21 protein-coding genes are annotated in these 24,335 nt (G+C 57.7%); 5 read left to right on the forward strand and 16 right to left on the reverse strand.

Annotated elements, in window-relative coordinates; translation table 11 throughout:
* Nucleotides 1–1,460 (reverse strand): hypothetical protein (locus tag P9L99_00030; protein ID MDP8221716.1); only part of this gene is annotated, 1,460 nt, incomplete at its 3' end.
* A gap of 159 nt (nt 1,461–1,619) precedes the next feature.
* Here P9L99_00030 and P9L99_00035 point away from each other — a divergent pair.
* Nucleotides 1,620–2,993, forward strand: coding sequence for a sigma-54 dependent transcriptional regulator (locus P9L99_00035; protein MDP8221717.1), 1,374 nt, complete (start codon nt 1,620–1,622; stop codon nt 2,991–2,993).
* Complete coding sequence (ispG, locus tag P9L99_00040; protein MDP8221718.1) at nt 2,990–4,042, forward strand: flavodoxin-dependent (E)-4-hydroxy-3-methylbut-2-enyl-diphosphate synthase; 1,053 nt, start codon at nt 2,990–2,992, stop codon at nt 4,040–4,042. Before P9L99_00035 ends, ispG begins: the two co-directional genes overlap by 4 nt.
* 20 nt (nt 4,043–4,062) lie before the next feature.
* On the opposite strand, the gene P9L99_00045 is transcribed toward ispG, so the two are convergent.
* The 5 genes from P9L99_00045 to P9L99_00065 all read right to left on the reverse strand — a co-directional run bounded on the left by P9L99_00045 (nt 4,063) and on the right by P9L99_00065 (nt 12,250).
* Nucleotides 4,063–5,043: a hypothetical protein gene (locus P9L99_00045; protein ID MDP8221719.1), complete on the reverse strand. Its 981-nt coding sequence runs from the start codon at nt 5,041–5,043 to the stop codon at nt 4,063–4,065.
* A gap of 203 nt (nt 5,044–5,246) precedes the next feature.
* Entirely contained in the window at nt 5,247–7,055 is a 1,809-nt protein-coding gene (locus P9L99_00050; protein ID MDP8221720.1) for a DNRLRE domain-containing protein, read from the reverse strand.
* A 376-nt stretch (nt 7,056–7,431) separates the two neighbouring features.
* On the reverse strand, nt 7,432–8,451 hold the full coding sequence (locus P9L99_00055) for a glycerophosphodiester phosphodiesterase family protein (GenBank protein ID MDP8221721.1): 1,020 nt from the start codon (nt 8,449–8,451) through the stop codon (nt 7,432–7,434).
* Nucleotides 8,452–8,673: 222 nt separating this feature from the next.
* Complete coding sequence (locus tag P9L99_00060) at nt 8,674–10,932, reverse strand: TAXI family TRAP transporter solute-binding subunit (protein MDP8221722.1); 2,259 nt, start codon at nt 10,930–10,932, stop codon at nt 8,674–8,676.
* A gap of 190 nt (nt 10,933–11,122) precedes the next feature.
* On the reverse strand, nt 11,123–12,250 hold the full coding sequence (locus P9L99_00065) for a hypothetical protein (protein MDP8221723.1): 1,128 nt from the start codon (nt 12,248–12,250) through the stop codon (nt 11,123–11,125).
* A 173-nt stretch (nt 12,251–12,423) separates the two neighbouring features.
* Between P9L99_00065 and P9L99_00070 the strand changes: the two genes are divergently transcribed.
* Nucleotides 12,424–14,580 (forward strand): hypothetical protein, encoded by a 2,157-nt coding sequence (locus tag P9L99_00070; GenBank protein MDP8221724.1) that lies wholly within the window; start codon nt 12,424–12,426, stop codon nt 14,578–14,580.
* A 28-nt stretch (nt 14,581–14,608) separates the two neighbouring features.
* Here P9L99_00070 and P9L99_00075 read toward each other — a convergent pair whose 3' ends face one another.
* Together P9L99_00075 and P9L99_00080 are read right to left on the reverse strand one after the other, a co-directional pair.
* A complete protein-coding gene (locus P9L99_00075; GenBank protein MDP8221725.1) occupies nt 14,609–16,141 on the reverse strand; it encodes a DUF1846 family protein in 1,533 nt (510 codons plus the stop codon).
* A gap of 132 nt (nt 16,142–16,273) precedes the next feature.
* Complete coding sequence (locus P9L99_00080) at nt 16,274–16,636, reverse strand: hypothetical protein (protein ID MDP8221726.1); 363 nt, start codon at nt 16,634–16,636, stop codon at nt 16,274–16,276.
* A 154-nt stretch (nt 16,637–16,790) separates the two neighbouring features.
* On the opposite strand from P9L99_00080, the gene P9L99_00085 reads away from it, so the two are divergent.
* The gene (locus P9L99_00085; protein ID MDP8221727.1) at nt 16,791–17,678 is read left to right on the forward strand and encodes a mechanosensitive ion channel; all 888 of its coding nucleotides are present in this window, start codon (nt 16,791–16,793) and stop codon (nt 17,676–17,678) included.
* A gap of 13 nt (nt 17,679–17,691) precedes the next feature.
* Nucleotides 17,692–18,801, forward strand: a complete 1,110-nt coding sequence (corA, locus tag P9L99_00090) for a magnesium/cobalt transporter CorA (protein MDP8221728.1) — start codon at nt 17,692–17,694, stop codon at nt 18,799–18,801.
* Nucleotides 18,802–18,827: 26 nt separating this feature from the next.
* On the opposite strand, the gene P9L99_00095 is transcribed toward corA, so the two are convergent.
* The 8 genes from P9L99_00095 to P9L99_00130 form a co-directional block, all read right to left on the reverse strand.
* Entirely contained in the window at nt 18,828–19,436 is a 609-nt protein-coding gene (locus tag P9L99_00095; protein MDP8221729.1) for a DUF169 domain-containing protein, read from the reverse strand.
* Nucleotides 19,437–19,450: 14 nt separating this feature from the next.
* Complete coding sequence (locus tag P9L99_00100) at nt 19,451–20,422, reverse strand: radical SAM protein (GenBank protein MDP8221730.1); 972 nt, start codon at nt 20,420–20,422, stop codon at nt 19,451–19,453.
* A gap of 24 nt (nt 20,423–20,446) precedes the next feature.
* Nucleotides 20,447–20,866, reverse strand: coding sequence for a 4Fe-4S binding protein (locus P9L99_00105; protein MDP8221731.1), 420 nt, complete (start codon nt 20,864–20,866; stop codon nt 20,447–20,449).
* Nucleotides 20,867–20,878: 12 nt separating this feature from the next.
* The gene (locus tag P9L99_00110) at nt 20,879–21,148 is read right to left on the reverse strand and encodes a YkoF family thiamine/hydroxymethylpyrimidine-binding protein (protein MDP8221732.1); all 270 of its coding nucleotides are present in this window, start codon (nt 21,146–21,148) and stop codon (nt 20,879–20,881) included.
* Nucleotides 21,145–21,834 carry a methyltransferase domain-containing protein gene (locus tag P9L99_00115; GenBank protein MDP8221733.1) on the reverse strand — a complete coding sequence of 230 codons (690 nt, stop codon included), beginning with the start codon at nt 21,832–21,834 and terminating at the stop codon, nt 21,145–21,147. The genes P9L99_00110 and P9L99_00115 overlap by 4 nt, the downstream gene beginning before the upstream one ends.
* Nucleotides 21,835–21,837: 3 nt before the next feature.
* Nucleotides 21,838–22,470 (reverse strand): thiamine diphosphokinase, encoded by a 633-nt coding sequence (locus tag P9L99_00120; GenBank protein MDP8221734.1) that lies wholly within the window; start codon nt 22,468–22,470, stop codon nt 21,838–21,840.
* Nucleotides 22,471–22,475: 5 nt separating this feature from the next.
* Nucleotides 22,476–23,645 carry a thioredoxin domain-containing protein gene (locus P9L99_00125; protein ID MDP8221735.1) on the reverse strand — a complete coding sequence of 390 codons (1,170 nt, stop codon included), beginning with the start codon at nt 23,643–23,645 and terminating at the stop codon, nt 22,476–22,478.
* Between the two features lie 116 nt (nt 23,646–23,761).
* Nucleotides 23,762–24,331, reverse strand: a complete 570-nt coding sequence (locus P9L99_00130; GenBank protein ID MDP8221736.1) for a NifB/NifX family molybdenum-iron cluster-binding protein — start codon at nt 24,329–24,331, stop codon at nt 23,762–23,764.
* Nucleotides 24,332–24,335: the final 4 nt, after the last annotated feature.

Consider the following 24,335-nt stretch of genomic DNA (forward strand, 5'->3'; position numbering starts at 1 on the left):
GGACCGTCCTCCTGGCTCCAAAGATAGGTAATCTCGTCGCCGTCAGGATCGTATGACCCCGAGCCGTCGAGCTGCGAAATCTGCTGCGTGTAGCCGTCCTGATCCTCGCCCGCGTCGGCGATCGGCGGCACGTTGCTTTGGGTGTAGCGATACGTGCTCAAATCGCCGCCGGCTTGGTAGGCGACTTTGTCATCCACCCAGCCGAAGGACACCATGGGGTGCCCCCACGAGAACAGATCCTGGTCAACGTGCCAGGTCTCGCCGCGGTCGGCCGTGTAGAAGAGCACCGACTGGAAGTTGATAACCCGCTGGCCGCCGCCGCCGAGAAACCCGGTCGTACCGCTCGGGTTGAAGCCGAAAGACATCAAACCGAACGCCATGCCGCCCAGATCCTCGAAGGGCAAGCGATCGGTGTAGTCGACCCAGTTTTCGCCGCCGTCCGTCGTGCGGTAAATGCGGAACGAGGGCGACATACCCTCCAGCGGATTGGACCAGACCCAACCTTCCTCTTCGTTGATCATCTGAATCTGGCTGAACGCCTCGTTGTAGGAAAACATCACCTGCTCCCAGGAGTTGCCGCCGTCTTCGGTCTTGAAAATGCGCCCGTTCATGCCCTTGTCGTTCGGCACACCGTCGCGGGTGTAGCGACGCCGCACTTCGCTGCGGTATTCCGGATCGTGCAGCCACCGCGCTTCGTTCAAACGGTGGTCATAAATCGCCTGCGCCCACTGCTGGTCGGTCATGTCCTTTGCGCGTTCGGGTTCCGGCTCGCTTTCGCCCGTCGTCACGTAGCCGACGATGTCGTCGATGAAATCCGCGTCGCCGTACGAAAAGCCTTGTCCGGGCAGCGTCGGAATATCCACCCACGTCTCGCCGCCGTCGGTGCTGCGCATAATCAAATCGTCACCACCCACGGCCATCAGCACATCGTCGCCCGCGCGATCCATGGCGACCACCGCCTTGCCGAAACCGAAGGGCACTTTGGCCTGCCGGACGGTCGCACCGCCGTCGTCGGTCACGTAAATCACGGGAGAGAGCGTGAGCATGCACACGAACATGCACCACGGCTCGGGCATGTTTTCGTAGCAGTCTTCCGGAATGCCGAAGCCGCCGAACACGCCCACGTCAGGTCCTAGACTTTCCACGGCGATGATGATGGTGAACATTTTCATCATGTCGCACATCGAGCCGTCGTATTCCATCACCACGGTCGGGTTCCACGACGTGCCGCCGGTGTCGCTCGACCAGCCGTAGACGATCTTGTCGAAACTCGTTTGGTGTATGCCGACGGTGTAGAGGTGATCGTAATCGCCCACGCTGAGGTTTAGAAACGAAGCGTTGCTGAAGCCCGGCGGCTGGAGTCCGTACAAGTACTCCCACTCGCCATATTCCGCCTGCGCGGTGACGGCGAAAAACATGACAACAAACAAAACAAGCGGCGCAACGATGGTACGTTTCACGATTGCCTCCTGGGGATACGAAAGTATCCTCCCTTGTAAGGGGCGACCCCACCCTCGTCAAGCCACGAAAACGACTTCCATGCGGGGAGAAAACATTCAAACGACACTCACAATAGGTGTTGCATTTATGCTACAATCGCGCCGCATTCGGAGGTGACCATGGAGCGACGCATTCTGATCGTCGACGACGAGCCCGATATCCGCGAGACTCTCGGCGGCATCCTCGAGGACGAGGGCTACGAGGTCAAAACCGTCGGTTCCGGCGAGGAGGCGCTGAGGGCGATCGCCGCCGAACGGCCGGACCTGGTGATGCTCGACATCTGGATGCCCGGCATCGACGGCATGGAAACCCTGGCGCGCATCAAGAAACGGGATCCGGAGTTGCAGGTCATCATGATCAGCGGTCACGGCAGCGTCGAAACCGCCGTGAAAGCAATCAAAATGGGCGCTTACGATTTTATCGAAAAGCCGCTTTCGTTGCCGCAGACGATCCTGGCCGTCAACCGCGTGATGAAGCTGATCCGCCTCGAGGAGGAAAACGTCCACCTCAAGGAAAACATCGAAGCCAAATTCGAGATGATCGGCCGTCACCCCGCGATCCTGAAATTGCGCGAGCAAATCGAACTGGCCGCCCCCACCGACGGCTGGGTGCTCGTCACCGGCGAAAACGGCACGGGTAAGGAATTGGTGGCGCGGCAAATTCACATGAGCTCCCGGCGCGCCAAGAAACCCTTCATTGAAGTCAACTGCGCCGCGATTCCCGACGAACTGATCGAGTCCGAACTCTTCGGCCACGAAAAAGGCGCTTTCACCGGTGCCACGGATCGGCGTCGCGGGAAATTTGACTTGGCCGACGGCGGGGCGATATTCCTGGACGAAATCGCCGACATGAGCCTGAAAACGCAGGCCAAGGTGCTGCGCGTGTTGCAGGAACAGCGTTTCGAGCGCGTGGGCGGCAGCGAACTGATTCCCGTCGACGTGCGTGTCATTGCCGCCACGAACAAAGACCTGCTGGAGGAAATCGCCGCCGGGCGCTTTCGCGAAGACCTTTACTACCGCCTCAACGTCATCCCCCTGCACGTGCCGCCGCTGCGTGAACGCCGGGCGGATATCGCGCTATTCGTCGGCTTTTTCAGCAAAGCTTTCTGTGAGCGCTCGGGCCTTCCGTCGCGTCGATTTGCCGATGACGCCACCGCGTACCTGAGCGAATACGACTGGCCGGGCAACGTGCGGGAACTCAAAAACATCATCGAGCGCCTGGTCATCATGACGCGCGCCGACGAAGTAACACGCGAACAGGTCGTGCAGGCCATCAAGCTTCAACCCGGCCGGCGCGATGAACACGAAGCGATGTTCGAGATTGAAGATTTCCGCGAAGCCCGCGCGGGTTTCGAACGCGAATTCCTAAAACGCAAGCTGGAGAAACAAGCCGGCAACGTGACCAAAACCGCCGAACATATCGGCCTGGAACGCACGAACTTACACCGAAAAATCAAGGCCCTGGGCCTCACATCGTCCGGAGAAGACGCATGAAAGAGCGACGGAAAACGCGGCAAATCGACGTCGGCGGCGTGAAAATCGGCGGCGACGCGCCGATCGTTGTCCAATCGATGACCAACACCGATACCCGCGATGCCGAAGCGACGATCGCGCAAATCAACGCCCTGCAAGGCGCGGGGGCCGAGATCGTGCGCCTAGCGGTTCCCGACGCCGAGGCGGCCGACGCCCTGACCGAGATCGTCTCGCGCACCAGCGCTCCCGTCGTGGCCGATATCCATTTCGATTACCGCCTGGCCCTGGCAAGCCTGGAAGCGGGCGTGGCGATGCTGCGCATCAATCCGGGCAACATCAAGCGCGAACGGATCGAAGCCGTGGTGCAAGCCGCGGCCGAACGCGGCGTGCCGATTCGCATCGGCATCAACGCGGGCAGCCTCGAAAAGCGTTTGTTGGAAAAGTACGGCGGCGCGACGGCGGCGGCGATGTTCGAGTCGGCCATGGACAACGTGAAGCTGCTGGAGGACTTGGGTTTCCATGACATCAAAGTCAGCCTGAAGGCGTCCGACGTGGCCCGTACCGTCGAAGCCAACCGCTTGTTCGCCACGCAAACCGACATCCCGCTGCACCTGGGCGTCACCGAAGCGGGAACCCTGCAAACCGGCACCGTGCGCAGCGCGGTCGGCCTCGGCATTCTGCTTTTCGAGGGCATCGGCGACACGATCCGCGTTTCGCTTACTGGCGACCCCCTGCCCGAGGTGCGCGTGGGTTGGGACATTCTCAAGAGCCTGGAGCTTCGGCAGCGCGGCATTAACATTACGTCGTGCCCGAATTGCGGGCGCTTGGAGCAGCCGATCGAGGAAATCATCGATGAAATTGAGGCCGAGTTCGGCGCGTCCGAGAGCCACCTGCACATCGCCGTGATGGGCTGCAGCGTCAACGGCCCCGGCGAGTCGCGCGAGGCCGACATCGGCGTCATCGCCGCCCGCGACGGCTTTTTGCTCTACAAGGGCGGAGAGTTTTGGAAAAAAGTAGCCCGGGAAGAAATCGTCGCTTCGCTTCGAATCGCGATGGCCGAACTAGCCTGACATCTAATCTTTATTGAATCCTACAGTCCCGGCTCCTGTATGAATATCCGCAGGTTCCGGTACAACACGAAGGTGCCTTCCCTCTCCGCCGGCGGCGCCGCGCGGTTGCCGTACAGATGAATAACGCACAATGCGTCGCATTCGTATTCGACAGTCACTTCAATTTTCCGCCAAACGCCGGCTCCGATCTTCGTATCCTCATTGAAATGATCATCACCTGGACTGCCAAGAAGCAATTGGCCATACGCGCCGGATGCCGCAATAAATTCGACTTCCGCGCGCACTCTTCCGCCCGACGAGATCGTTCCGAGCTTCCGAAAAACGGAGCAATTCGTCCATGAGCCGTCATCGTTTTTCTTTGCCCTCACTTTGATCACCGGCTCCCCCTCGTGCTCGACGATCTCGCCTAATTCGTCCTCGTCGACCCAACTTTCAATACTGGTCCAGTTGAACGTGATATCTCGTTCTTCGTCGTCCAGCTCGCGATCCAAATGTTCATCGTTCTCAACGGTCGTAACGCTTGCTCCCCGAGCAACACCGTCTCCGCCATCCTCTTCCTCAACCTTCAAGCGTTCGAGCGCGCCGGTTGTTTCGTCGGGTGCGCGATTGCCCCCGCCTCCTGCCCCCCTGCGGAAAATCTGGTCCATCATTTCCAATGCTTCTTTTCGAGCTGGCCAGCGTTTATCCCAAGAATAGATAAGAGCCCCGAGCGCCAAGAGAAGAAAGGTTCCTGATGCGAGAAAGCAATACGGGCGCGTGGGATCTTTCGGAGAGTTCATGAACCCCGCGACAAGAAAAGACGCGCAAAGTGCAATAAATACATTTCCTAGTAACGACAATACGTGGAACAAATTACTTTTCTTTTCGACCTTTTTGCGAAGGGCCACCCAATCGAGCATTTGAACATAAAAAGCATCGTCCTCCAGAGGCTTCATCAAATTATGTTTGGGCGCGTATATCTCGAGCTTGTTTGATCCAACATTTTGGTTACTCGTCTCCATGCCCGTGCCCTTCATCGGCCGAATCAACTGCTGAAAGCCCGAATGTTATGCACGGTGAAATGCAATTCGCGCTGCCAACGAGATTCAGAAATATTGATTCCTTGGCCGGCACCACCCGGCTCAATTAGGGAAGCTTATCATTCATTAATGAAACCTGACAACAGGTTAACGAACGGTTCGCTATCGGCCGTGGGCTCCGGTCGTCAGCAGCCGCAACCGCTGTCATCATCGGCGTCGTCATCGTCATCGTCGTCGTCATCATTATCGTCGTCGTCATCATCATCGTCGTCGGCAGTGTCGTCATCGTCGTCGTCAGCCGCGGGTAGGCATTCGTCGCTCTCTTCGTCGCAGGTTTCGTCCTCATCGCACGGGTCGCCGGTCGACGCGCATTGATTGTCATCTTCGTCGCAGAATTCGTCGCCGTTGCACCAGGCACCGTCTTCGGAACAGTCGGGCACGTTCTGGTGGCTGCACTCGTCGTTGTCTTCATCGCAGAACTCGTCGCCATTGCACCAGAAACCGTCGTCGGAACAGGCGGGGACATTGAAGTTTACGCAGCGGTCGTTGTCTTCGCTGCACATTTCCTCGCCGTTGCACCAGACACCGTCGTCGGGGCACGGGTTGCCTGTGGAATCGCAGGCGTCGTTGTCTTCATCGCAGAATTCGTCGCCGTTGCACCAGACGCCGTCGTCGGAACAGTCCGGCACATTCTGCACGCTGCACTCGTCGTTGTCTTCGTCGCAAAATTCTTCGCCGTTGCACCAGACACCGTCGTCGGAGCAGTCCGGCACGTTTTGCGCGCTGCATTGATCGTTATCTTCGTCGCAGAATTCTTCGCCGTTGCACCAAATGCCGTCGTCGGAGCAGTCCGGCACATTCTGCACGCTGCACTCGTCGTTTTCTTCATCGCAGAACTCTTCGCCATTGCACCAAACGCCGTCGTCGGAACAATCGGGCGCGTTTTGGTGGCCGCATTCGTCATTGTCTTCATCGCAAAGCTCGTCGCCGTTGCACCACAAGCCGTCCTGCTCGCACCACCGCTGGGTGTCGCTGGTGCACGTTCCGTCGTCGCAATAGTCGTCCACGGTGCAGAACAGGCCATCGTCGCAAGTGTCGCCGTCGAGATCCGTCCAATCCTGGCGAGTCGGCAGCCGGCAAGCCTGGCAATCGTTGTTGGGATTCAGTTCGCCATCCAAATAGCATTGCGCGGCGGCGCCGGGAAACGGCCTGATGCGGCAATCTGAGCAATAGCAAATATTCATATACAGTTCATACTCGGGATCGTAGTCCTCCGTAAGAAACGTGATTTCTTCCGGATTGGCCAAATTGTCCGACGTAATTATGATTCCGTTGTTCGGATACTCCTCGTCACATATTTTCAATAGCACGTCCAGCAAATTGACAGTTTCCCATACGTCATCGTCGTCGTAGGTAAGCCAACTGTCGTAAGCCGCCACTTCATCATTTGCGCTCGGGCGATTGTTCCAGGTGACGCCACCCTCGGTCCAGGAGTCTTCCAACAGGCGGAACTTGATCGTGTGTTGATCCGATGACATGCCGAACAGAGAAAGAAAACTGACATAATAGTGCAGCGTTGCTGTCTGTAAGAGACCCGACGGGCATCCGGGAAATCCGATCAGTGAATGCGCCCTGTACCTGGCCTGGAGGCCGGAATCGAAATTCCAGCCGACGGATAGAATCGGCTCGTCGCCGAAATTCTCATCGGGAAAGCCATAATAGACGTACGCTGTTTTCGCTATATCGTCCAAGTAGCATGTTCGGCCGGTCTCGGGATCGTATTCGCTGAATTGCCCGAGTTCTTCGTCGTCGGCTGAGACATCGATACCCGCCATATCCAAGCAAGTGTCGTCATCAGTGGTTTCGGCGAAGTCGAAATCATTGAGGATTTCTTCAGCACCGGCCTCGCCCCTGAAGGGTTGCAGCGAAACAGCCAAGATGAAAAAAACGATCATCGCTAAAGCGAACATGATTGGAGACAGGCACTGCTTCATAGCATTCCTCCGGCGGTAACAATGATGTGGGAAATGACCGATAAGACGCGGATCATCAATGCGTTGTTTCTCTAAGTTGAATTCTTTATTGCTTCTATCGGACTGCTTATAAAAAAGCAGAATAACAGACGTAAGTCAATGAGATGGCCGCCGATATTGGACAATCCAAGATTCGCCCGCCGCTTTCCCTCGACCACGCATCCGTTTCGCACAAACGATTCACGCGTCTCAATTCGCGTTCTTGCACCGGTTGGCTTTTTGGCTCCTTAGCCTGAAGACGAGAAGGTCGCGCTTGGCGAGAAACGGTTGCTTTTTATTCGCAAAATCTGAAATCAGGTTTACGTATCAATCCGGCGATCCGCCTGCAAGTCTACACTTAGCAGCCGCAACCGCTGTCGTTATCGTCATCGTCATCGTCGTTGTCGTCATCATCATCGTCGTTATCGTCATCGTCGTCATCGTCGTCATCGGTGGCGGTGTCGTCGTCGGTCGTGTCGTCATCGTCATCGTCGGTGGCGGTGTCGTCGTCGGTCGTGTCGTCGTCGGTCGTGTCGTCGTCCGTCGTGTCGTCGTCCGTCGTGTCGTCGTCGGTCGTGTCGTCGTCATCGTCATCGAGCAGGGGCGCGAGCTTTTCCGGGTCGTTGGTGATGATGCCGTCGACGCCGCGGTTGATCATCGACTGCATCAAGGCGGGCACATCCAGGGTCCACACATTGACGAAAAGGCCGAGGCCGTGCGCGTAGTCCACCTGCGGCGCGAAGGTCTGCGCAAAGTAGGGGTGCAGGCCGTCGAAGCCGTGTTCGTAGGCCAAATCGGCCTGCGCGTTGACGTTGACCTCGCTGGTGAGATACGCGGTGATCCACGCCGAATCGATCAGTTCGACTTCATCGAGAACCGACGCGGAAAAACAGGAGAAAATGATCCGATCTTCCCAACCGGCCAGCAAAATCTCGTCGGTAACCCGCTCCGCCAGGTGCGCGGCGCCGACCACGCCGACCAGGCTTCCTTTGATCTCGACGTTCACTTCGCCCGTGTATTTCGCCGCATCAAGCGCCGCAAAAACCTCGGCGAGCGTGGGCACTTCCACGCCGGTCCCCTGCAGCGGTGTACCGACCGCGGCGTCGCACGTTTTGATGTCGACCAGATCCCAATCGTACACAGCCCCACTGCAATCGGTAGTGCGATCGAGGCTATCGTCGTGGATGACGACCACTTCGTCGTCGGCCGAGAGTGTGCAGTCCAATTCGACCATGTCCGCACCCTCGGCGAAGGCCTGCAAAAAGCTCGGAATCGTATTTTCGGGAAACGGATTGCCGACCATGTTCGTGCCGGTGCCACGATGGCCTTGATTGAATACTGCCAACGCCTGCCCGGCGATTAGGAGAACTGCCAACATTATGCAAAATCGTGTCACATGCTTCATTTTTCACTCTGGTTTTTGGGGCCTCCCCGCTCCCGGCCCAATCGTGTTCTTAACACTTTTCTCACGTGAATGCCACGCGGATTTGCCTCGCCAAAACGTGTCATTTGGTCACCGATTAGCGAAAATTAGACGCTCTCGAGGCATAACATGAGACCGTGCCGTCACTTTTTTGCGGCGGCGCGGACGCCGTTTGTGTCAGTTTTCGAGCGGTTGGACATCGGGCAAGTCTTGCGCCTCGGGTGCCTCGTAGGAGACGACCAGGAGTTTGTCGCCCTCTTCCAAAACGTATCCCGGTGAACCGGGCTTGGGGTTTGTGTAGAGTTGGTGCCTGCCGTCGATGCGGCGGATCAGCGCCACGGGGATCAGCGGCACGTCAATGCGGTGGGCCAAAACGCGGCTGGCGTATTCGGGAAAATTCCACCCCGCAGCCGACTTGGGAATCACAATGGAGTGCACCTCGTTGGAGTCCATCGTCACCTCGAGCAGGTCCCGATAGAAGGACACGATGCCCTCCTGCAGAAGCGATTGGGAAATCAACATGGTGCGGATATGCGTACTGGCGACCGCTTCGAGCGTGCCGGGGAAGGTCTTGGCCATCTCGTCGACGACAACGTTGTTTTCCAGGTTCACCAGTTCGACCACGACGTGCGCCGAGTGGCCGTTGCCGATTTCGGCCAGCGTGCGTTGGATGGCGAAAAGCGTGCGGATGGATTTTTCATCGGCCCGATCTTCAAGGGCGCGGTCGGCCAGGACCAATACGCCGCGGGCGTCTTGAATGTTGGCGTTGATCAGTGCCCGCGAATCGGTGGGATCTCCGGCGCTGAAATACACGTCCTCGAAGAGCCGATCGCCTGCTTTTTCCCTGCGTTCGGCCTCTTTTTGCTGTGCTTCCAGATTCTTAAAGTTCAGTTCGGTGTCGTCGGAGACGACGATGATCGTCGACTCCATGTGCAGGGCTTCGTTTTTGAGCTGCTTGATAATGTGAACCGCGCGCGGGTTCCAATTCAAGATCAGAAAATGGTCGGTAAGTCGGTGCGGCATTTTGCTCTCCATAAAGTTGATCACCAGTCGGGACGCCACGTAACCGGTCAACACGGCGACCATGGCCGGACCCATCAACAAGGCAATGATCGCGAAAAGCTTCCCGCCGGTTGTGTATAGGACCCGATCCTCCATCCCACTGGTGAAGTAGATGAGAACGGACCAAAAGGCCTCAGCCGGATTCGAGAAGTGTTTGTTGACATTATGCTCGAAAAGGTAGGTTCCCAGTACGGAAACCAAGACGATGCACACCATCGTCATGAACACGGATATCGCACGGTTATTGCGAAAGAAGCGCTGGATCTGACGCCGTTTTCGGCGCACCACAATCAGCATCGCCAGCAATATAACGAGCACGATGAAGGGGCTGACCAGCCACGTCCACCGGCGACCCTTCGCCGGCTCTTCGATTTCCCGCCACAGGGGAAGCCCCGAGGTCGCCAGACGCAGCGGCGAACCGGTTTCCGGCGGCAGCAACTCGTGGTCCTTTTCCAACTTCGCGGCGCCTGCTTGCACGGCCTGCCACACCGATTGCACGATAAGCGGATCCGCGTCGGCCTTGGTCACCAGCAGGGCGGGCACAACGATGGTCGCGAAAGGTCGGTTATCGACAACGACGGAGCCGGGGCAAGAGTACGCACCAGCCGGGATTTCGCCGACAAAGGTTTGATGCTGCGTCGCCGCGCCGCCACCCTCTATGGTCAAGTTGCGCAACAATTCGTACTGAATTTCGAAAAATTGCACGTCGCCGCTGCACCATGCCTTTTTGATAGCCTCGGCGCCCGCGCTGACCACCAGCATGGCCACGTCGAGTTGGTCGCGCCGAAAAAGCGAAGGGATATCGTCGAATTTTGGGACTTTACTCGAAGACTTCTTAGCACCGGCAGTCTGGGTTAATTCGCAGAGGTCTTTGTCGTCCATGATCTGCATCGATGGAAGCGGGATGCCCGAGACGTCAAGAAACCGGCGGGCAGTGAAATGCGTGCCGCTGTTGGCCGCCCCCAACCACACACGCATACCGCGAAAATCACGGTGATTTTCGATTCGCAGCGGCGTGCGCACGAGAATGTGCAGATATTCGTAATACGCCGCTCCGACGACCTTGAGCGGGGAATCTTTCTTGGTGAAGCCGTTCTTGTGTAGAAACGAGCTAAGTACATCCTGCTGCGTCAGGGCGAACTGCGCCTTGCCCGACATCAACAGATCCAGGTTCGAGACCGAACCGGCCGACGCGAGGTTGTGAATCGAGAAGCCGGTATAATCGCGCGACGCTGCGAATTCCCCGAGGCGGAAGTACGTGCATTGCGCCGGCCCGGAAGCGAAGACGTAGCTCTTCTCCGCGTGCGCCGTGACAGGAAGCAACACGAAGCACAGCACAAGAATCCACGGTATGGGTCGACCCGTTTTCATCATCACGGCATTCCACTCATGCGCCGCATCTGAACCTTCGAGAAATAAACATATAAGTATTCTATCCCCGCCAATGAATCGCCGTGTATAGTATCCGAGCGTGGGTCAACGCACAAGATCTTTTTGCGACACGGTCTTTACGGCCCGGACGACTTTGTGGGAATCGCCGCGCGGTTTGAGCTGGTCGCCGGTCTTACTCCGGACAGACAAGTTCCGGCAATTCGTCTGTGCCACCGGCCAAGCCCATGAAGTAGGATCCGGCCCACAGGATCATCCCGGCGTCGATACGCAGCGAATACCGGCCCTCGGCGGCATCCTCGTCGGCCCAGGTCGACATATTGCCCAGTACCGAACTGCGCGAGGCGAAAAGGAAGTTCAAGCTGAGTTCCACGAGCAATTCGTAATCCTCGGGGCTCAAACCGGAGATGTCGATCATTCTCCACACGAACTCACCGGAGGCCACGAAGCGCTCCGCCGACCGGCTCCACGACGCCATCAACTCCCAGCGAGAATCAGGCGGATCGCGAAGACTATCCAGCGCGGCATCGTAACGGTGCAGAAAGTCGAGGTCCATCATGGTGCCTTCGCAGGCGAGCAGTTGATCCTCGGCGCAGGTTAACCACTCCGAGTAGTCGGCCGCGCCCGGCGGCGGGTGGCGGAGGATTTGCTTCACATAACCCAAATTGTACGCGTAGATCATGAGTATCGCACGAATATGCTGTTGAGCCGTATCAAGCACTTCGTCGTCGGACCCGCCTTCAACCATTTCAAGCTGCGGGCCAACGAAGGAAGTAAGCGCGTCGAACACGGGCCGCAGGTGAGCAAATGGGTACTCGGGTACTGGAGGCACCGTCAGCCCCAAACCCAAGGCTTCGTTCAGCCAGACGCCCCCGAAATACCCCGACACGAACAGGTCGCCCATCAGAGTCTCAAGCTCGGGCGGCGGCGTGGGCTCGAAACACAAATCGAAGGCCTGCATAGGCAGTTGACCGAAAAAGAATTCGTTGGCCGTGGGGGATGTGGCATGGCGGCAATAATCGGTCGCCAGCGTTTCCATGTGATCGACGTCGGGCAGGATCACATCGTTGGGCCAATATGGAAACGGCGGCAGGGTGAGTTCGGCGGATGGCTCAACCGTGTCGTCATCGTCGTTGTCGTTGTCGTCGTCGTTATCGTCATCGTCGCCCGCAGGCGGCGCGGCGTCGCTGTCGTCGTCATCATCATCATTGCCGTTGCCGCAACCGAAAAACGCGAGTCCAACCAGCAAAATAAGAACCGATAGTCGGAGGGCGGTTTTCAGGATCTCCATCTTATATTTCATCGGGGGCGTTCCTAACGTCTTGTTTTCTTCGCGCGACCATTGTGCACGCCGCACTTCGGCGGTCAATTGCCCGGCACGCAAGCGGGGCGCACCGGAAGCGTTCACTAACTTGAAGATATCATTCTCGGCAGGTATGTTTCCCTCAAGCATAAACTCCATCGAAAGTTGCCGCCATGAAGAAGTGTTTGATTCTTACAGTCGTCTTGTGTCTTTGTGTGCCGCTTTTAGCGGCCGGCGAGATCGTTACCCCGAACTGGACAGACGCACCGCCGACGCTGGACGGTGACATCCAAGCGGGCGAATGGTCGGATGCGACGGTGCTGGAAATCAGCGGCGACGTACCGGTAACCGTCTACCTCAAGGCCGACGACCAAATCCTCTACATGGCCTACGACGTCACCGGCGACAGCGTTCTGAACGATCAGGACCAGGTGACCATTTACTTCGATAACAACCACGACGGCGCCTGGCCCGGCGTGTGTCCCGGCACAACCGAAGGCTACTACTACAACAAATTTTGGGATGTCGTAGGCCATGCGGTGGACTCGTACTACACGTTTTACTACGACGGCTTGTTGCATCAGTGCGAGGCCGGTCCAACCGACCTGGTTACATCGGCCGTGGGCGTCACGACGAAGGGCAACGTGCAATTCGAGGCTCAATACGATTTCACCGGTGGTGAGTTGTACGGCGGGCCGGGCGACACGATCGGCTTTTGCATCCTCGCCTACGACGCGGGCGCGGACGAACAATCGGAGTGGCCCACGGCGTTCGACTTCTACGATCCGTCCACGTGGGGCGAACTGACCTACCCCGTGCCACCTGGCGACGACGATGATGATGACGACGACAACAACGACGACACGACGGGCGATATCACCTGCGAGAATCCAACGGATAGCGTGGCGGTGCCGGCTGACTTGCCGTACCTCGACGCCGGCCAAACGACCTGCGACGCCGGGAACAATTATACCGAGACCTGCCTGGGAAATTACGACGGCGGCGAGGAAGTTATCTACACGCTGGAGGTGACGGAGGCGACGGAAGTGCGGGTCGTTGTCGATCCGAAGGAGAGCGGGTGGTCCGGTGTTGGTCTGGACGACGCCTGCCCCTTTGATGATTCGACCTGCGTGGCCACGGCGTTCAACGACAGCTTCACACCGGCGGTGTACCAAACCGATTGCGCCACGCTCACGCCCGGCACCTACTACGTCATGATCGACACCTTTCCCTCGCCGCTGTGCATTCCCGAATTCGACATCACGATCCAGGACTGCACGGCGGGCGATGATGACGATGACGACGACGATGATGACGACGATGACGACGACGATGATGACAACGACGATGACGACAACGACGATGACGATGATGATGATGATGACGTGATCGAACCCATGTGGACGAATACGCCGCCGACGATTGACGGCGTGTTTTCCCCCGGCGAATGGGACGGCGCACCCTCGATTACGAGTGTGGGTGATATTCTCTTCACGGTTCAGTTTATGTCGGACGGCCAGTATCTCTACTTCAATTGGGAAGTCGAAGACGAAACTCCACTGCTCAGCAACGACACGGTGCAGTTCGGCTTCGACTCTGAGAATAACGGTGCTTGGTCCAGCGAGTGCCCCGGTACCGACGAAGGTGATTTTCTCCTGAAATACAACCCGAGCGCGAACGTGCAGTTTCGCTTGCTGTACGGGCCGGCGCTACGTGACATTTACGGCTGCGATTCGTGGGCGGCTACTACGGTCGTGGCCGACGCCACCGCTACCGGCAGCACTGTGCGCTGGGAAGCGCGGTTTGATTATACCGGAGGCGAGCTTCCCGGTGCGCCGGGGGAAACCATCGGCGTTTATTTTGCCTACTGGGATGCGGGAACGTTCGAGTCGTCCTGGCCGTCCGGAGCGTGGATCGGCGACCAGAGTGGCTGGGGTGACCTAGCTTTCGCTGTTGACCCGGGCGTCGATGACGATGACGACAACGACGACAACGACGATAACGACGACAACGACGATAACGACGACAACAACGACGATAACGACGACAACGACGACAACGACGATAACGACGACAACGATGACAACGACGACAACGATGACAACGACGACAACGACGACAACGATGACAACGACGATAACGATGACAACGACGACAATGACGACAACGATGATAACGATGACGATGATTCGGCCGCCGATGACGACGACGACAATGACAATGACAATGACACGTCCGCCGATGACGACGACAATGATGATGACGACAACAACGACTCCCCCGGCGGCGGTGACGATGATGGGGGCGGTGGCAGCGGTGGCTGCGGCTGATTAGTCGAATAACACCTAACGGCGTGATCTAATAGTAAAACCCGCGCGACACCGGCAGGCCGTCGGTGGTCACCGTGATGCCTAGCTGGCGCAAGCCGTTCTCGTTACCCTTGCCGATCACGTGGGTCGTGTGCATGTCGCAGCCCGCGAGCAGCCTCAATTTCTGCATGCAATGCGCTGCGGTGGGGCTGGAGGCGGCGCCAATGGACAGGGCGACCAGGACCTCTTCAACATTCAAGCCCGCCGTCTTGCGCGCCTGGATGTCTGTTTTCAGGCGGCAAATGTTTTCGACGATCGGCGGCGGCAACAAATCGATCTCCGCGGGAATGTGGCCTAGTTTTTTAATGACGTTTAGGACCAAGGCCGCTTCGGCGTGCATCAGCGACGAATTCAAGCCCACGACGATTTCGCCGTCGTGCAACTCCAACGCCGCGCCGCAATATACGCCGTGATCGCCCTTCTCGCGCCGCGCGGCCTCCTTGGCCGCTTCGCGTGCCGCCGGCACAGGCGGATAATCGGTCACCTTCGCGCCGACTTTTTGCATCAGTTTCTCGACGATCGCCACGGTGTCTCTAGATTCGAGCCCCTGCTTGTGCTCCCAGGCGTAACGGAAATAGCGGCGGATGATCTCCCGCGTCGCCGCCGCCCGAACCACGTCGTCGTTAATGATCCCCTCCTTGGCCATATTTACGCCCATATCGGTCGGGGAACGGTAATCCATCGCCGTTAGGCCGTTCGAGGTAATGCTGGCGATAATCGCACGCATGATGCTGAAGTTCTCGATGTCTCGGTTGTAGTTTACGGCGGCGATCCCGTAAGCCTCCAAGTGGAAAGGATCGACGAGGTTGCGATCCTTCAGATCCGCCGTGGCCGCCTCATAAGCCAAGTTGACCGGGTGCTCCAGGGGCAGATTCCAGATGGGGAAGGTTTCGAACTTGGCAAATCCGGCGTTTTGGCCGCGCAGTTGGTGATGGTACACCTGCGACAAGCCGGTCGCCATTTTACCGCTTCCCGGGCCGGCGCCGGTGACGATCACCAAGGGCTTGGTGGTTTCGATGAAGGGGTTGCGGCCGTAGCCCTCGTCGCTAACGATTTTTTCGACGTCGGCCGGGTACCCATCAATCTCAGGCTGCGTGTACACAGGGATGTCACGCGACCTAAGAAAATCAATGAAGCGCGCCGCGCTTTTCTCGCCGTGGTATCGATTGACGATCACGGCCGAAACATTAAAACCGAAATCTTCCAGATCGTCGAAAGTGCGCAGCGACGCCGCGTCGTAGGTAAGGCCGAAATCGCCGCGAATGCGGCCCTTCTCGATGTCGCCGGCGCAAACGCAGAAAATGATTTCGACGACATCGTGCAGGCGCTGCAGCAGTTTGATTTTCACATCCGGATCGTATCCGGGCAGCACGCGCGCGGCGTGCATATCGCGAAGCAATTTGCCGCCGAATTCCAGGTAAAGCCTGCCCCGGAATCTCTCTATTCGTGTGACGATGGCTTCGGCTTGTTTTTGAAGATAGCGTTCGTTATCGAAACCATTGGCTCGTTCGGTTGTCACCACTCGGCCTTTCTCCCTTTCGACGTCGCCCGGCCGACGCACTAAGTCGCCGGCAACGACGCGCAATTTCCACGTTTGATGCGAAATGCAAAAGCGCAGACTAGCTTAATGTCCCGGCTGATGACACCCGACTCATCACCCCGGCGCCGGGGTCGGCGTGGCGCGCAGGAATTCCTGCAGTTCCTTGATTTTAAGGGCGACGGATTTTTCGTCGAGCCAGGAGACGGCCGGCGATTCGGTCGGGCCGATGTTATCCGGCGCGTGTCCTTCACGGTGTTGGCGCAACGCCTCGATTTGCTGTTTGAGTTTGTCGATTTCCAAGGTCAACGCGAGGGTCGCGGTATCCACGGGCATGGGAGTGGCGACCGCGGGGGTTTGTTCAGCAGGAGGGCTCGCCGGAGGCGATGGCGCGGCGGCAGTTGGCCCGGGCAGTTCCGGCGAAGCCGGCTCGTTATCGGAACATCGGCCACCTTGGTAATCGAAATATATTTTAAGCATGCCTCCTGCCGAAATCAGATATCAGGAGTTAAGTTTTTGCTGTTCCAGATGACACTAGAGGCGTCATTGCGGGACCGTCGTTTCCAATCGAAGTGATATGATGTTCACCGCAGATGGGGGAAATCAGAAAATTTGGACCTTGAAGGAGGGGACTATGACCTGGGCGGAATTCAAAGCGTGGGCGGGCACCGGTATGAGCAAACCGCTGTTTTCGATGGCGGGGTCCGAGGTAACGCCGAACTCCATTCTGGCGTTTCTGGCAATCATCCTGGTCAGTTTCGGCCTATCGTGGCTGGTGCAACGGGCTATGCGCCGCGTCCTGGCCAAGAGCTTTGCCGGCAACGAAGGCACGCTGGCCTCAATTCGACGTTTGGTACATTACCTGGTCATGTTTTTTGGTTTGGGCATCGCGCTCAACACAATCGGCATCAATATGAACGCGCTGTTTGCCGCCGGCGCGGTTTTCGCCATCGCCATCGGCTTTGCCATGCAAAACATCGTGCAGAATTTCGTCTCCGGAATCATCTTGCTGGTCGAGCGCTCCATCAAACCCGGCGATGTGCTGGAAGTGGAGGGACAACTCGTCAAGATCGTGGCCATGGGCATCCGCACGACGACGGCGCGTACGTTGCTCGAGGAGGATCTGATCATTCCCAACTCGACGTTGTCGCAATCGACGGTGAAGAATTACACGCTGCGCGACCGCGATTTTCGGCTCGGCGTGCGGGTGGGCGTCACTTACGGATCGGACATGCGCCACGTGACGCAGACGCTGGAAAAGACGGCGCGGGAACTGCCCTGGCGGTCCCAAAAGACCGAGCCCCACGTGATGATGGTCGAATTCGGGTCGTCGTCGGTCGATTTCGATGTCTGGGTGCATATTACCGATCCCTGGCGCTCGCGCTGGTTACGAGCGGAACTGCGCGAGGCAATCTGGTTTGCGTTCCTAGACGAGAAAATCATGATCGCCTTCCCGCAGGTGGACGTTCATTTTGACCCCTCGGTGACCGAAGCGCTGACTCGGTTGCCGCAAGCGATTTAAGAAGGAGCGAATCATGCTAAGCCGAAAACCAAAAGCCCGGTTCCGTCTAGGTAAAAAACGTCGCACCGTTAAGCCCGGCACCGTGCCCGGCGAACTTACGGTGGATTTGGAAGCGCCGCATCCGACGATCCATGCCATGGCGTGGAGTTCGGACGCCGAATTCATGGAAACGCAGGTGGAGAAGACCGAGGAAATCAGCGCCCTCCGCGCGCATTATTCCTTTGTGTGGATCGACGTCGCGGGCTTGGGGAATCTGGCAATCGTTGAGGAAGTCGGCGCAATGTTTTCGCTGCACCGGCTGGCCTTGGAAGACGTGTTGAACGTCAATCAACGGCCGAAGGTGGAGTACTTCAGCGACCATCTTTTCTTGACGATGCGACTGCTGACGGTGGCCGCGGAACTCGAGGCGGAGCAAATCAGCCTGTTCCTCGGTAAGAATTTCGTGCTCACGTTTCAGGAGCGTCTCGGCGATTGTTTCGACGGCGTGCGCGAACGTCTGCGCCGGGGTAAGGGCCGCATCCGCAATTCCGGGGCCGATTACGTTGCGTACGCGCTCATCGACTCCGTGGTCGATCACAGCTTTCCCCTCCTGGAGCATTTCGGAGAATTGCTGGAAAGCTTAGAGGAAGAAGTGCTCGAGCGACCCGATCGGGAAACGATTCGGCACGTATTCGCCGTCAAGACGGAATTGATCGCCATCCGGCGAGCGGTCTGGCCGCAACGGGAACTGCTCAACTCGCTGATGCGCGATGCGCCGCCGCTGGTGAGCCAGGACAACGTCGTCTACTTACGCGATTGCTACGACCACACGGCGCAGATCATCGACCTGGTGGAAAATTTCCGCGACATTGCCGCCAGTCTGGTCGATGTCTACCTGTCCACGGTGAGCAATCGGATGAACGACGTGATGCGCGTGTTGACCATCATCGCCACGATCTTTATCCCGCTGGGTTTCCTGGCGGGTATCTACGGCATGAACTTCGACAGTTCTGTTTCCAAATGGAATATGCCGGAGTTGCGTTCGCCGTTCGGTTACCCGTTGCTGATCGGTTTCATGGTGACATGCGCGGGCGGCATGTTGTTCTACTTCTACCGCAAGGGGTGGATCGGCTCGAAGTATTAACGCGCCGCTCGCATCGTGTCTGACCGCTATTGGGTCATTTCGTTAGCCAGCGAATAGGGAAGCGCGACGTACAACCTATCGCGAGACAAGCCGCCGAAAGCACGGGAGTCATCGCAACCGAAAGAAAGTGCGACATCCTGTTCTTCGTAGGCTCGCACGGCCGTGTTGCCGCATGCGGAGATGACGCTTGAGATTTCGGGTTGGAATTTTTTGGCGAGCTTGACGCCGTACAGTTGCATCAAGCGCATCACCTGGGCAGGCTGCAACGCGGCGAAATAGATGTCTGGTTGCGGCGCACAATCGAACGCGATGACTTCCGGCATAGTACTTAAATGGGGCGTTTCTTCCACCAAGGCGGCGGCGCGGTCGGGCGCGTAACCTTTCAACGTGACCATTTTTTCAATCATGGCCTCGTTCAAGTCGACCATGCCCCCAAAAGCGTAGCTCGCACCAGGGCAAGTAAATTCGGCTGGTTTGACTGCCATCTTGCTCCGCGACGCGAGTTTTACGGCTTCGCAAAAGCGCGAGACTTGGCGAACCTTGACTCCCGCGGGAATGTTTTCGGCGCTGCTCAAGAAGGAAATTCCGAGCCACCGGCCTCCGCAGACGGTTTCCAATCTTTCAAAAATTTCCATGTCGACATCTCCCATCAGTGTTTCGGATCACGATCGATCGTGTAGTAAGTTTGATCGGCAAAGGTCTCGACCTGAACGGTGTGTGCGGAACGCAAGCGGTCCAAATATTTAACGACCTCATTGCGATGCATTCCCGTCGTGCGAGCGATATCCTCGACAGTCATCGGCCGAATGCGAAGCATCGCTTCAATCCGTTCCCGCTTGTCTTCGTAATAGGCGGGATGATCGCCGGAGGCCGCGTTGGGCACGACTTCCACGTTTCCTTCGAACAGCTTGGCAATCTCGTGCAATCGCGCTGCTTCAACAGGCGCCGCGGTTCCATGGCCCGGCGGGCGCACCACGGTGGTCAGTTGGATTTTGGTCGGGTTAATCCAGCGCGCGGCGTCGGCCAATTTCCGCACGTGGTCGGGTTGGTCGTTCACGCCGCGGGCAAGCAGCACTTCCAGCCAGAATTCTCCCTGGAACTCACGGCTGAACTGATGCAGTCCCCAGATGACATCGGAAACTTCCAAACCCGGAGCGGGTTGATCGACCCGGCGGAAGATGTCCTGAGTCGCCGCGTCGAGCGACGGAACAACCAAATCCGCCGGCAGCAAATCGGTTCGAACCTGGCGATCGAACAAGAGCGACCCGTTGGTTAACACGGCAACCGGTGTGTCGGTAAGTTTTTTCACTCCGCGAATCAGCACGCCGATACCCGAATGCAACGTCGGCTCACCCGAGCCGGAGAACGTCACGTAGTCGAGCCGCCCCTCGTGTTTTTCCCGGAAATACTCTTCCATCGCGCGCTGCACGGATGCTGTTGGTACATATTCGCGCCGCTCTAGGGTCTTGTGCGTGGTTCTCCCCAGTTCGCAGTAGATGCAATCGAAGGTGCAGACTTTCATCGGTACGACGTCAACACCTAGCGACATGCCGAGCCGGCGCGACGGTACGGGCCCGAAAATCGCGCCTTGCGACAAGTCGTCTTTCTTCGTTTCACTCACGGCGATTCACCTTCTTGTTGAATGTTAACGTCCTCCGCGACCCCGGCCGCCGCCGCGGCCTTGTCCTTGACCGCCGCCGCGGCCTTGCCCTTGACCGCCACCGCGGCCCCGGCCGCTCCCCTGCCCGCGACCCTGCCCTCTCCCGCCACCGAAAAAGCTGACGATTCGATCCAGAAAGCTCCCGTTGTCGGCCGGTCGATAATCCTGTTGCCCGGTCGGCGGGCGAGGCACTTGCGCTATGGGTTCACTCGACGATGCCGCGACGCCCGGTGCGCTTTGCATTTCAAGCGCTTCGTTAGGACACGCACGCACGCAGGCGCCGCAATCGATACAAAGGTCCGGGTCGACTTTGGCGATGCCGTCGATTGTGATGGCATCCACGGGACAGGTATCGACACACAGTCCGCAGCCGGTGCATTGTTCTTTTACTACGATGACTGCCATTTCAGAGTTCCTTTATGGTTTTGTTTTCACATCCCCGGCCACCGCCGGGCATGCGTTGGAAATTTTGGCTATCAGGACAACCTCGCTCTGTTCACTCACTGCCTCGAAGCAACGCGAAAGGCCCCGAAACACAGCTTCATTTTCGCCGGAGACGGTAGTGGACATGCTTCCCGGCACAACGGTTAAGCCCGTTTCGATAAGTTGTTCAATGAATCCCGCCACCTTTCGTTCCAATAAATCGGTGCGCAGGGGGTAAAGACTCAATTCCGCCTGGATTTTCATAGGTCAACCCTCACAGCCAGAAACGCGGCGCTGGTTCCGCCGCAAAAAGCTTGAATCGTGTCCGCCGCCGTGGCGAGTGCGCCGGGAAGTTTCATCGATATGGGAAACGCCGCGCCGCATATGCAAACCCTTCCAAAGGGGGCAAGCATCCCCTTTAGTTCCCGCACGGTGAACATTCGGGCCGCACCATAGGGCCCGGCACCTTGTTTTTTTCGTGCCTGGTTGAATGGCGCGTCACGGTTGAGAACACCGAGTAAAAGTGCGCCGTGCGGCTTCACACACCGGACCATCTCTCGGATAACCGTTTCGGGTTCGCGCGTAAATTCAAGCGAGGTCAGCGCGGCCGCGACGTAAAAGGAAGCGGCGGCGAAGGGAAGCCCGTGGGCGTCGGCCGTTTGGAAATGCGCGCCGGGGATTTTCTTTGCCTGGGCGCACGAGACCATTGACGGTGAGATGTCGACTCCTGTGACGTGATATCCCAATTCGGCGAAAAAGGAGCTCCACCAGCCGGTTCCCATGCCGATTTCGAGCAGATCGATGCCGGCGCCGGTTCCGCCGATTAAGCGCCGCAACGCCTCTTTTTCCAGCTTGTCGAAAAGGCGACCCTCGGCGGTGTCGTACCAACGGTCGTACACGTCAGCGACGGGATCAAAATCGAAGGAGGAAGGTTGAGGCAGATCGTTCACATCTCATGCCCTCCATCGATCGACGTAGACAAGCAGCAAGCCGCCTTCCAGCCGAACTTTGCCGCGCGAGCCACGCAGCACATTACTGATACCTCGTGTACCCGAAGTCATATCTTGTTTCAGCAGGGCGTATTGCAGCCCCTCGGTGGTGACCTGTTTGGCGAACGGCACGGGAATTAACGAAACGACCGAGGTGGGTTTGGCGCGGAACTCGAAGGGATGCGCGGCATCCGCGACGATCAACATCGCGTCTTCGTCTACGATCGAAAGCCGACCCGGATACTTCGTCAACAAACTCATGTTGCCGAGAAAATGATCCACTCGACCGCCCACGGCGCCGACAAGAATGACATCTTTGCAACCACGGTTGAACGCAATTTCTACGGCAAGTTGGGCGTCGGTTTCATCTTTCTTTTCCGGAAAGCGAATGATCTCGATCTCGTCGGTCTCGGGTTGAAAGTCATCGCCGATCGAATCCATATCGCCGACGATGGCGTCCGGAACAATGCCCATAGCCTGCAAGTGTCGATAGCCACCATCGGCGGCAATGATCACGTCGCAAGAAGCGATGCGTTTCTTCGCCATCTCGTAGTCGCCGATTTCACCGTTGCAAACAACGCAACCTTTTTTTTCCACGGTTCTTATTCTTTCGCGTTTTGGATTTCCGCGACCTTGCCCTCCCAGAACTCCGGTGGACGGTATCCAACGATCATTTCGCCGTTTACGAAATAAGTCGGGGTGCCGTTAATTTTCCGGCGGCGCGCTTCATGGATGTCTCTTTGAATGCCCTCGATTGTCGCCGGCTCTGCCAAGCATTCGTGCAGTTGATCCAAGTCTAAGCCGTGCTGCTCGGCAAACTCTTCCAGGGTGTCTTTGTTCAGGTTTTTGCCGTTGCGGAAGAGCGTTTCCGAATAGGGCCAAAACTCGCCCTGCTCGGCGGCGCAGCGGCCGTACTTCGCCGCGAGGCAGGCATAGTCGTGGTAGCGCCGCGGCATGTATGGATTGCACGCCATATCCATCGGCAGATCGCGGTGGGTGAGTTGGACGTCTTGGGGGTACTTCATGACCAGTTCGAGCACCACGCTGTTCGAGCGGCTACACCACGGGCATTCGAAGTCGGTGAACTCTTCAATTTTGATCGGTGCCTGCGGTGAGCCGATGGTTTGGCCGGACGTGGGAACGCCGTTCCAAGCTTCCTGTGAGAGGGCTTTCGCACCGCTGCCAAAAAGGAGTGGCAGCCACACGAACTGCGAGAGCGCGACCAGCGCCACAAGTACGACCGCGATGCGAAACGACCAACCGCGTTTCAGAATCGCCCACAGCTCACGCGGTCCGGAGCGTACCAAGCCGCCCAGGTCGCGACGGTGGGTGACGGCGAGAATTGCGAAGGCGCCGATGTTCACGACGTAGACGGCGCAGCACAGCAGGCACACCGAATGAATTAGAACTATCGCGACGAAAGCGAGCAGCAAGGAAATAGGGATCGCGGCGGCCGTCAACCAGAAGAGGTAGGATTCCCACTCTTTTATTCGCCAGGCGCCGATCGCCGTGAGCAGCAGCATGGCAAGCGCCGCGGCATAGAACTCCACGCCATACATCGAGACCGGGATACCCAACACGGTGGCGTATTTGCTATCGGCGACGGTGACACAATTGACGCCTTCACTGACGGCGCAAAAGCTGTCGACCGCGCCGGCTCCCGGCGCATGCACGCGCACGAAAAGATCGGTCAAGTAAATACTACTGCCCATCCCGATTAACATGAGGAAAATCACGATAATAAAGCGAGTTGTGCGCTTCTTGCCGGCCATGGATGAGTCCTTTTCCATAAGGTTTTCAAGTCGACGGCGTTAATTCGCCATTTGTGTATTGTCGAATATTCACGCTCTTTTGTGCACCGTCGTCGGGAGCCATTCCCGTGGCTGTCTTAGTCTCCTTCCATCTCCTCGATTTTCCCGGACAAGTCCACCAACTTTTGCTGAAGCGCCTTGACTTGTTCTTTCAGCGCGCGGACGTTTTCAGTTTCCGGTTGCTTATCCGAGCTTGCCACCGAAGGCTCGATGGCCGGTGCATTGGGGGGTGGCGCATTTTGCACTCCCATGCCGCGACCGCCGCCCATACTGCCGCCGCCGCCGCCCATACCGAAATGGCTTTGCACATTCGGCCCTGAAGCCGCAGCAAAGCCACCGGCTTTATGCTGCTCGACGACCTGTCGCACTTGCCCGGTTACACCGGAAATCACTTGAATACCGGCCGCGCCGAAGGTTTGAAAAGCGTTTGGTCCGCAATTTCCGGTCAGGACGATTTCGACATCTTTATCCGCCATCAATTGCGCAGATTGTATGCCGGCACCTCCCCCCGCGGCGACATTCGGATTTCCAATGACTTCAAACGCCATGGAATCCGTATCAATGATCAGGAAATAGGCGCAACGTCCAAAACGAGTTTCCACAGCATCTTCCAGCGTCGGGCCGGTAGAAGTCACAGCGATAATCATAGTA

It is taken from the genome of Candidatus Lernaella stagnicola, assembly GCA_030765525.1.
GTDB lineage: Bacteria > Lernaellota > Lernaellaia > Lernaellales > Lernaellaceae > Lernaella > Lernaella stagnicola.

Bases quoted from the DNA above. Each gene is read 5' to 3' on its own strand.
- P9L99_00035 (MDP8221717.1), top strand. From the start codon at position 1,620: ATGGAGCGACGCATTCTGATCGTCGACGACGAGCCCGATATCCGCGAG.
- ispG (MDP8221718.1), top strand. From the start codon at position 2,990: ATGAAAGAGCGACGGAAAACGCGGCAAATCGACGTCGGCGGCGTGAAA.
- P9L99_00045 (MDP8221719.1), bottom strand. From the start codon at position 5,043: ATGGAGACGAGTAACCAAAATGTTGGATCAAACAAGCTCGAGATATAC.
- P9L99_00050 (MDP8221720.1), bottom strand. From the start codon at position 7,055: ATGAAGCAGTGCCTGTCTCCAATCATGTTCGCTTTAGCGATGATCGTT.
- P9L99_00055 (MDP8221721.1), bottom strand. From the start codon at position 8,451: ATGTTGGCAGTTCTCCTAATCGCCGGGCAGGCGTTGGCAGTATTCAAT.
- P9L99_00060 (MDP8221722.1), bottom strand. From the start codon at position 10,932: ATGATGAAAACGGGTCGACCCATACCGTGGATTCTTGTGCTGTGCTTC.
- P9L99_00065 (MDP8221723.1), bottom strand. From the start codon at position 12,250: ATGAAATATAAGATGGAGATCCTGAAAACCGCCCTCCGACTATCGGTT.
- P9L99_00070 (MDP8221724.1), top strand. From the start codon at position 12,424: ATGAAGAAGTGTTTGATTCTTACAGTCGTCTTGTGTCTTTGTGTGCCG.
- P9L99_00080 (MDP8221726.1), bottom strand. From the start codon at position 16,636: ATGCTTAAAATATATTTCGATTACCAAGGTGGCCGATGTTCCGATAAC.
- P9L99_00085 (MDP8221727.1), top strand. From the start codon at position 16,791: ATGACCTGGGCGGAATTCAAAGCGTGGGCGGGCACCGGTATGAGCAAA.
- corA (MDP8221728.1), top strand. From the start codon at position 17,692: ATGCTAAGCCGAAAACCAAAAGCCCGGTTCCGTCTAGGTAAAAAACGT.
- P9L99_00095 (MDP8221729.1), bottom strand. From the start codon at position 19,436: ATGGAAATTTTTGAAAGATTGGAAACCGTCTGCGGAGGCCGGTGGCTC.
- P9L99_00105 (MDP8221731.1), bottom strand. From the start codon at position 20,866: ATGGCAGTCATCGTAGTAAAAGAACAATGCACCGGCTGCGGACTGTGT.
- P9L99_00110 (MDP8221732.1), bottom strand. From the start codon at position 21,148: ATGAAAATCCAGGCGGAATTGAGTCTTTACCCCCTGCGCACCGATTTA.
- P9L99_00125 (MDP8221735.1), bottom strand. From the start codon at position 23,645: ATGGCCGGCAAGAAGCGCACAACTCGCTTTATTATCGTGATTTTCCTC.
- P9L99_00130 (MDP8221736.1), bottom strand. From the start codon at position 24,331: ATGATTATCGCTGTGACTTCTACCGGCCCGACGCTGGAAGATGCTGTG.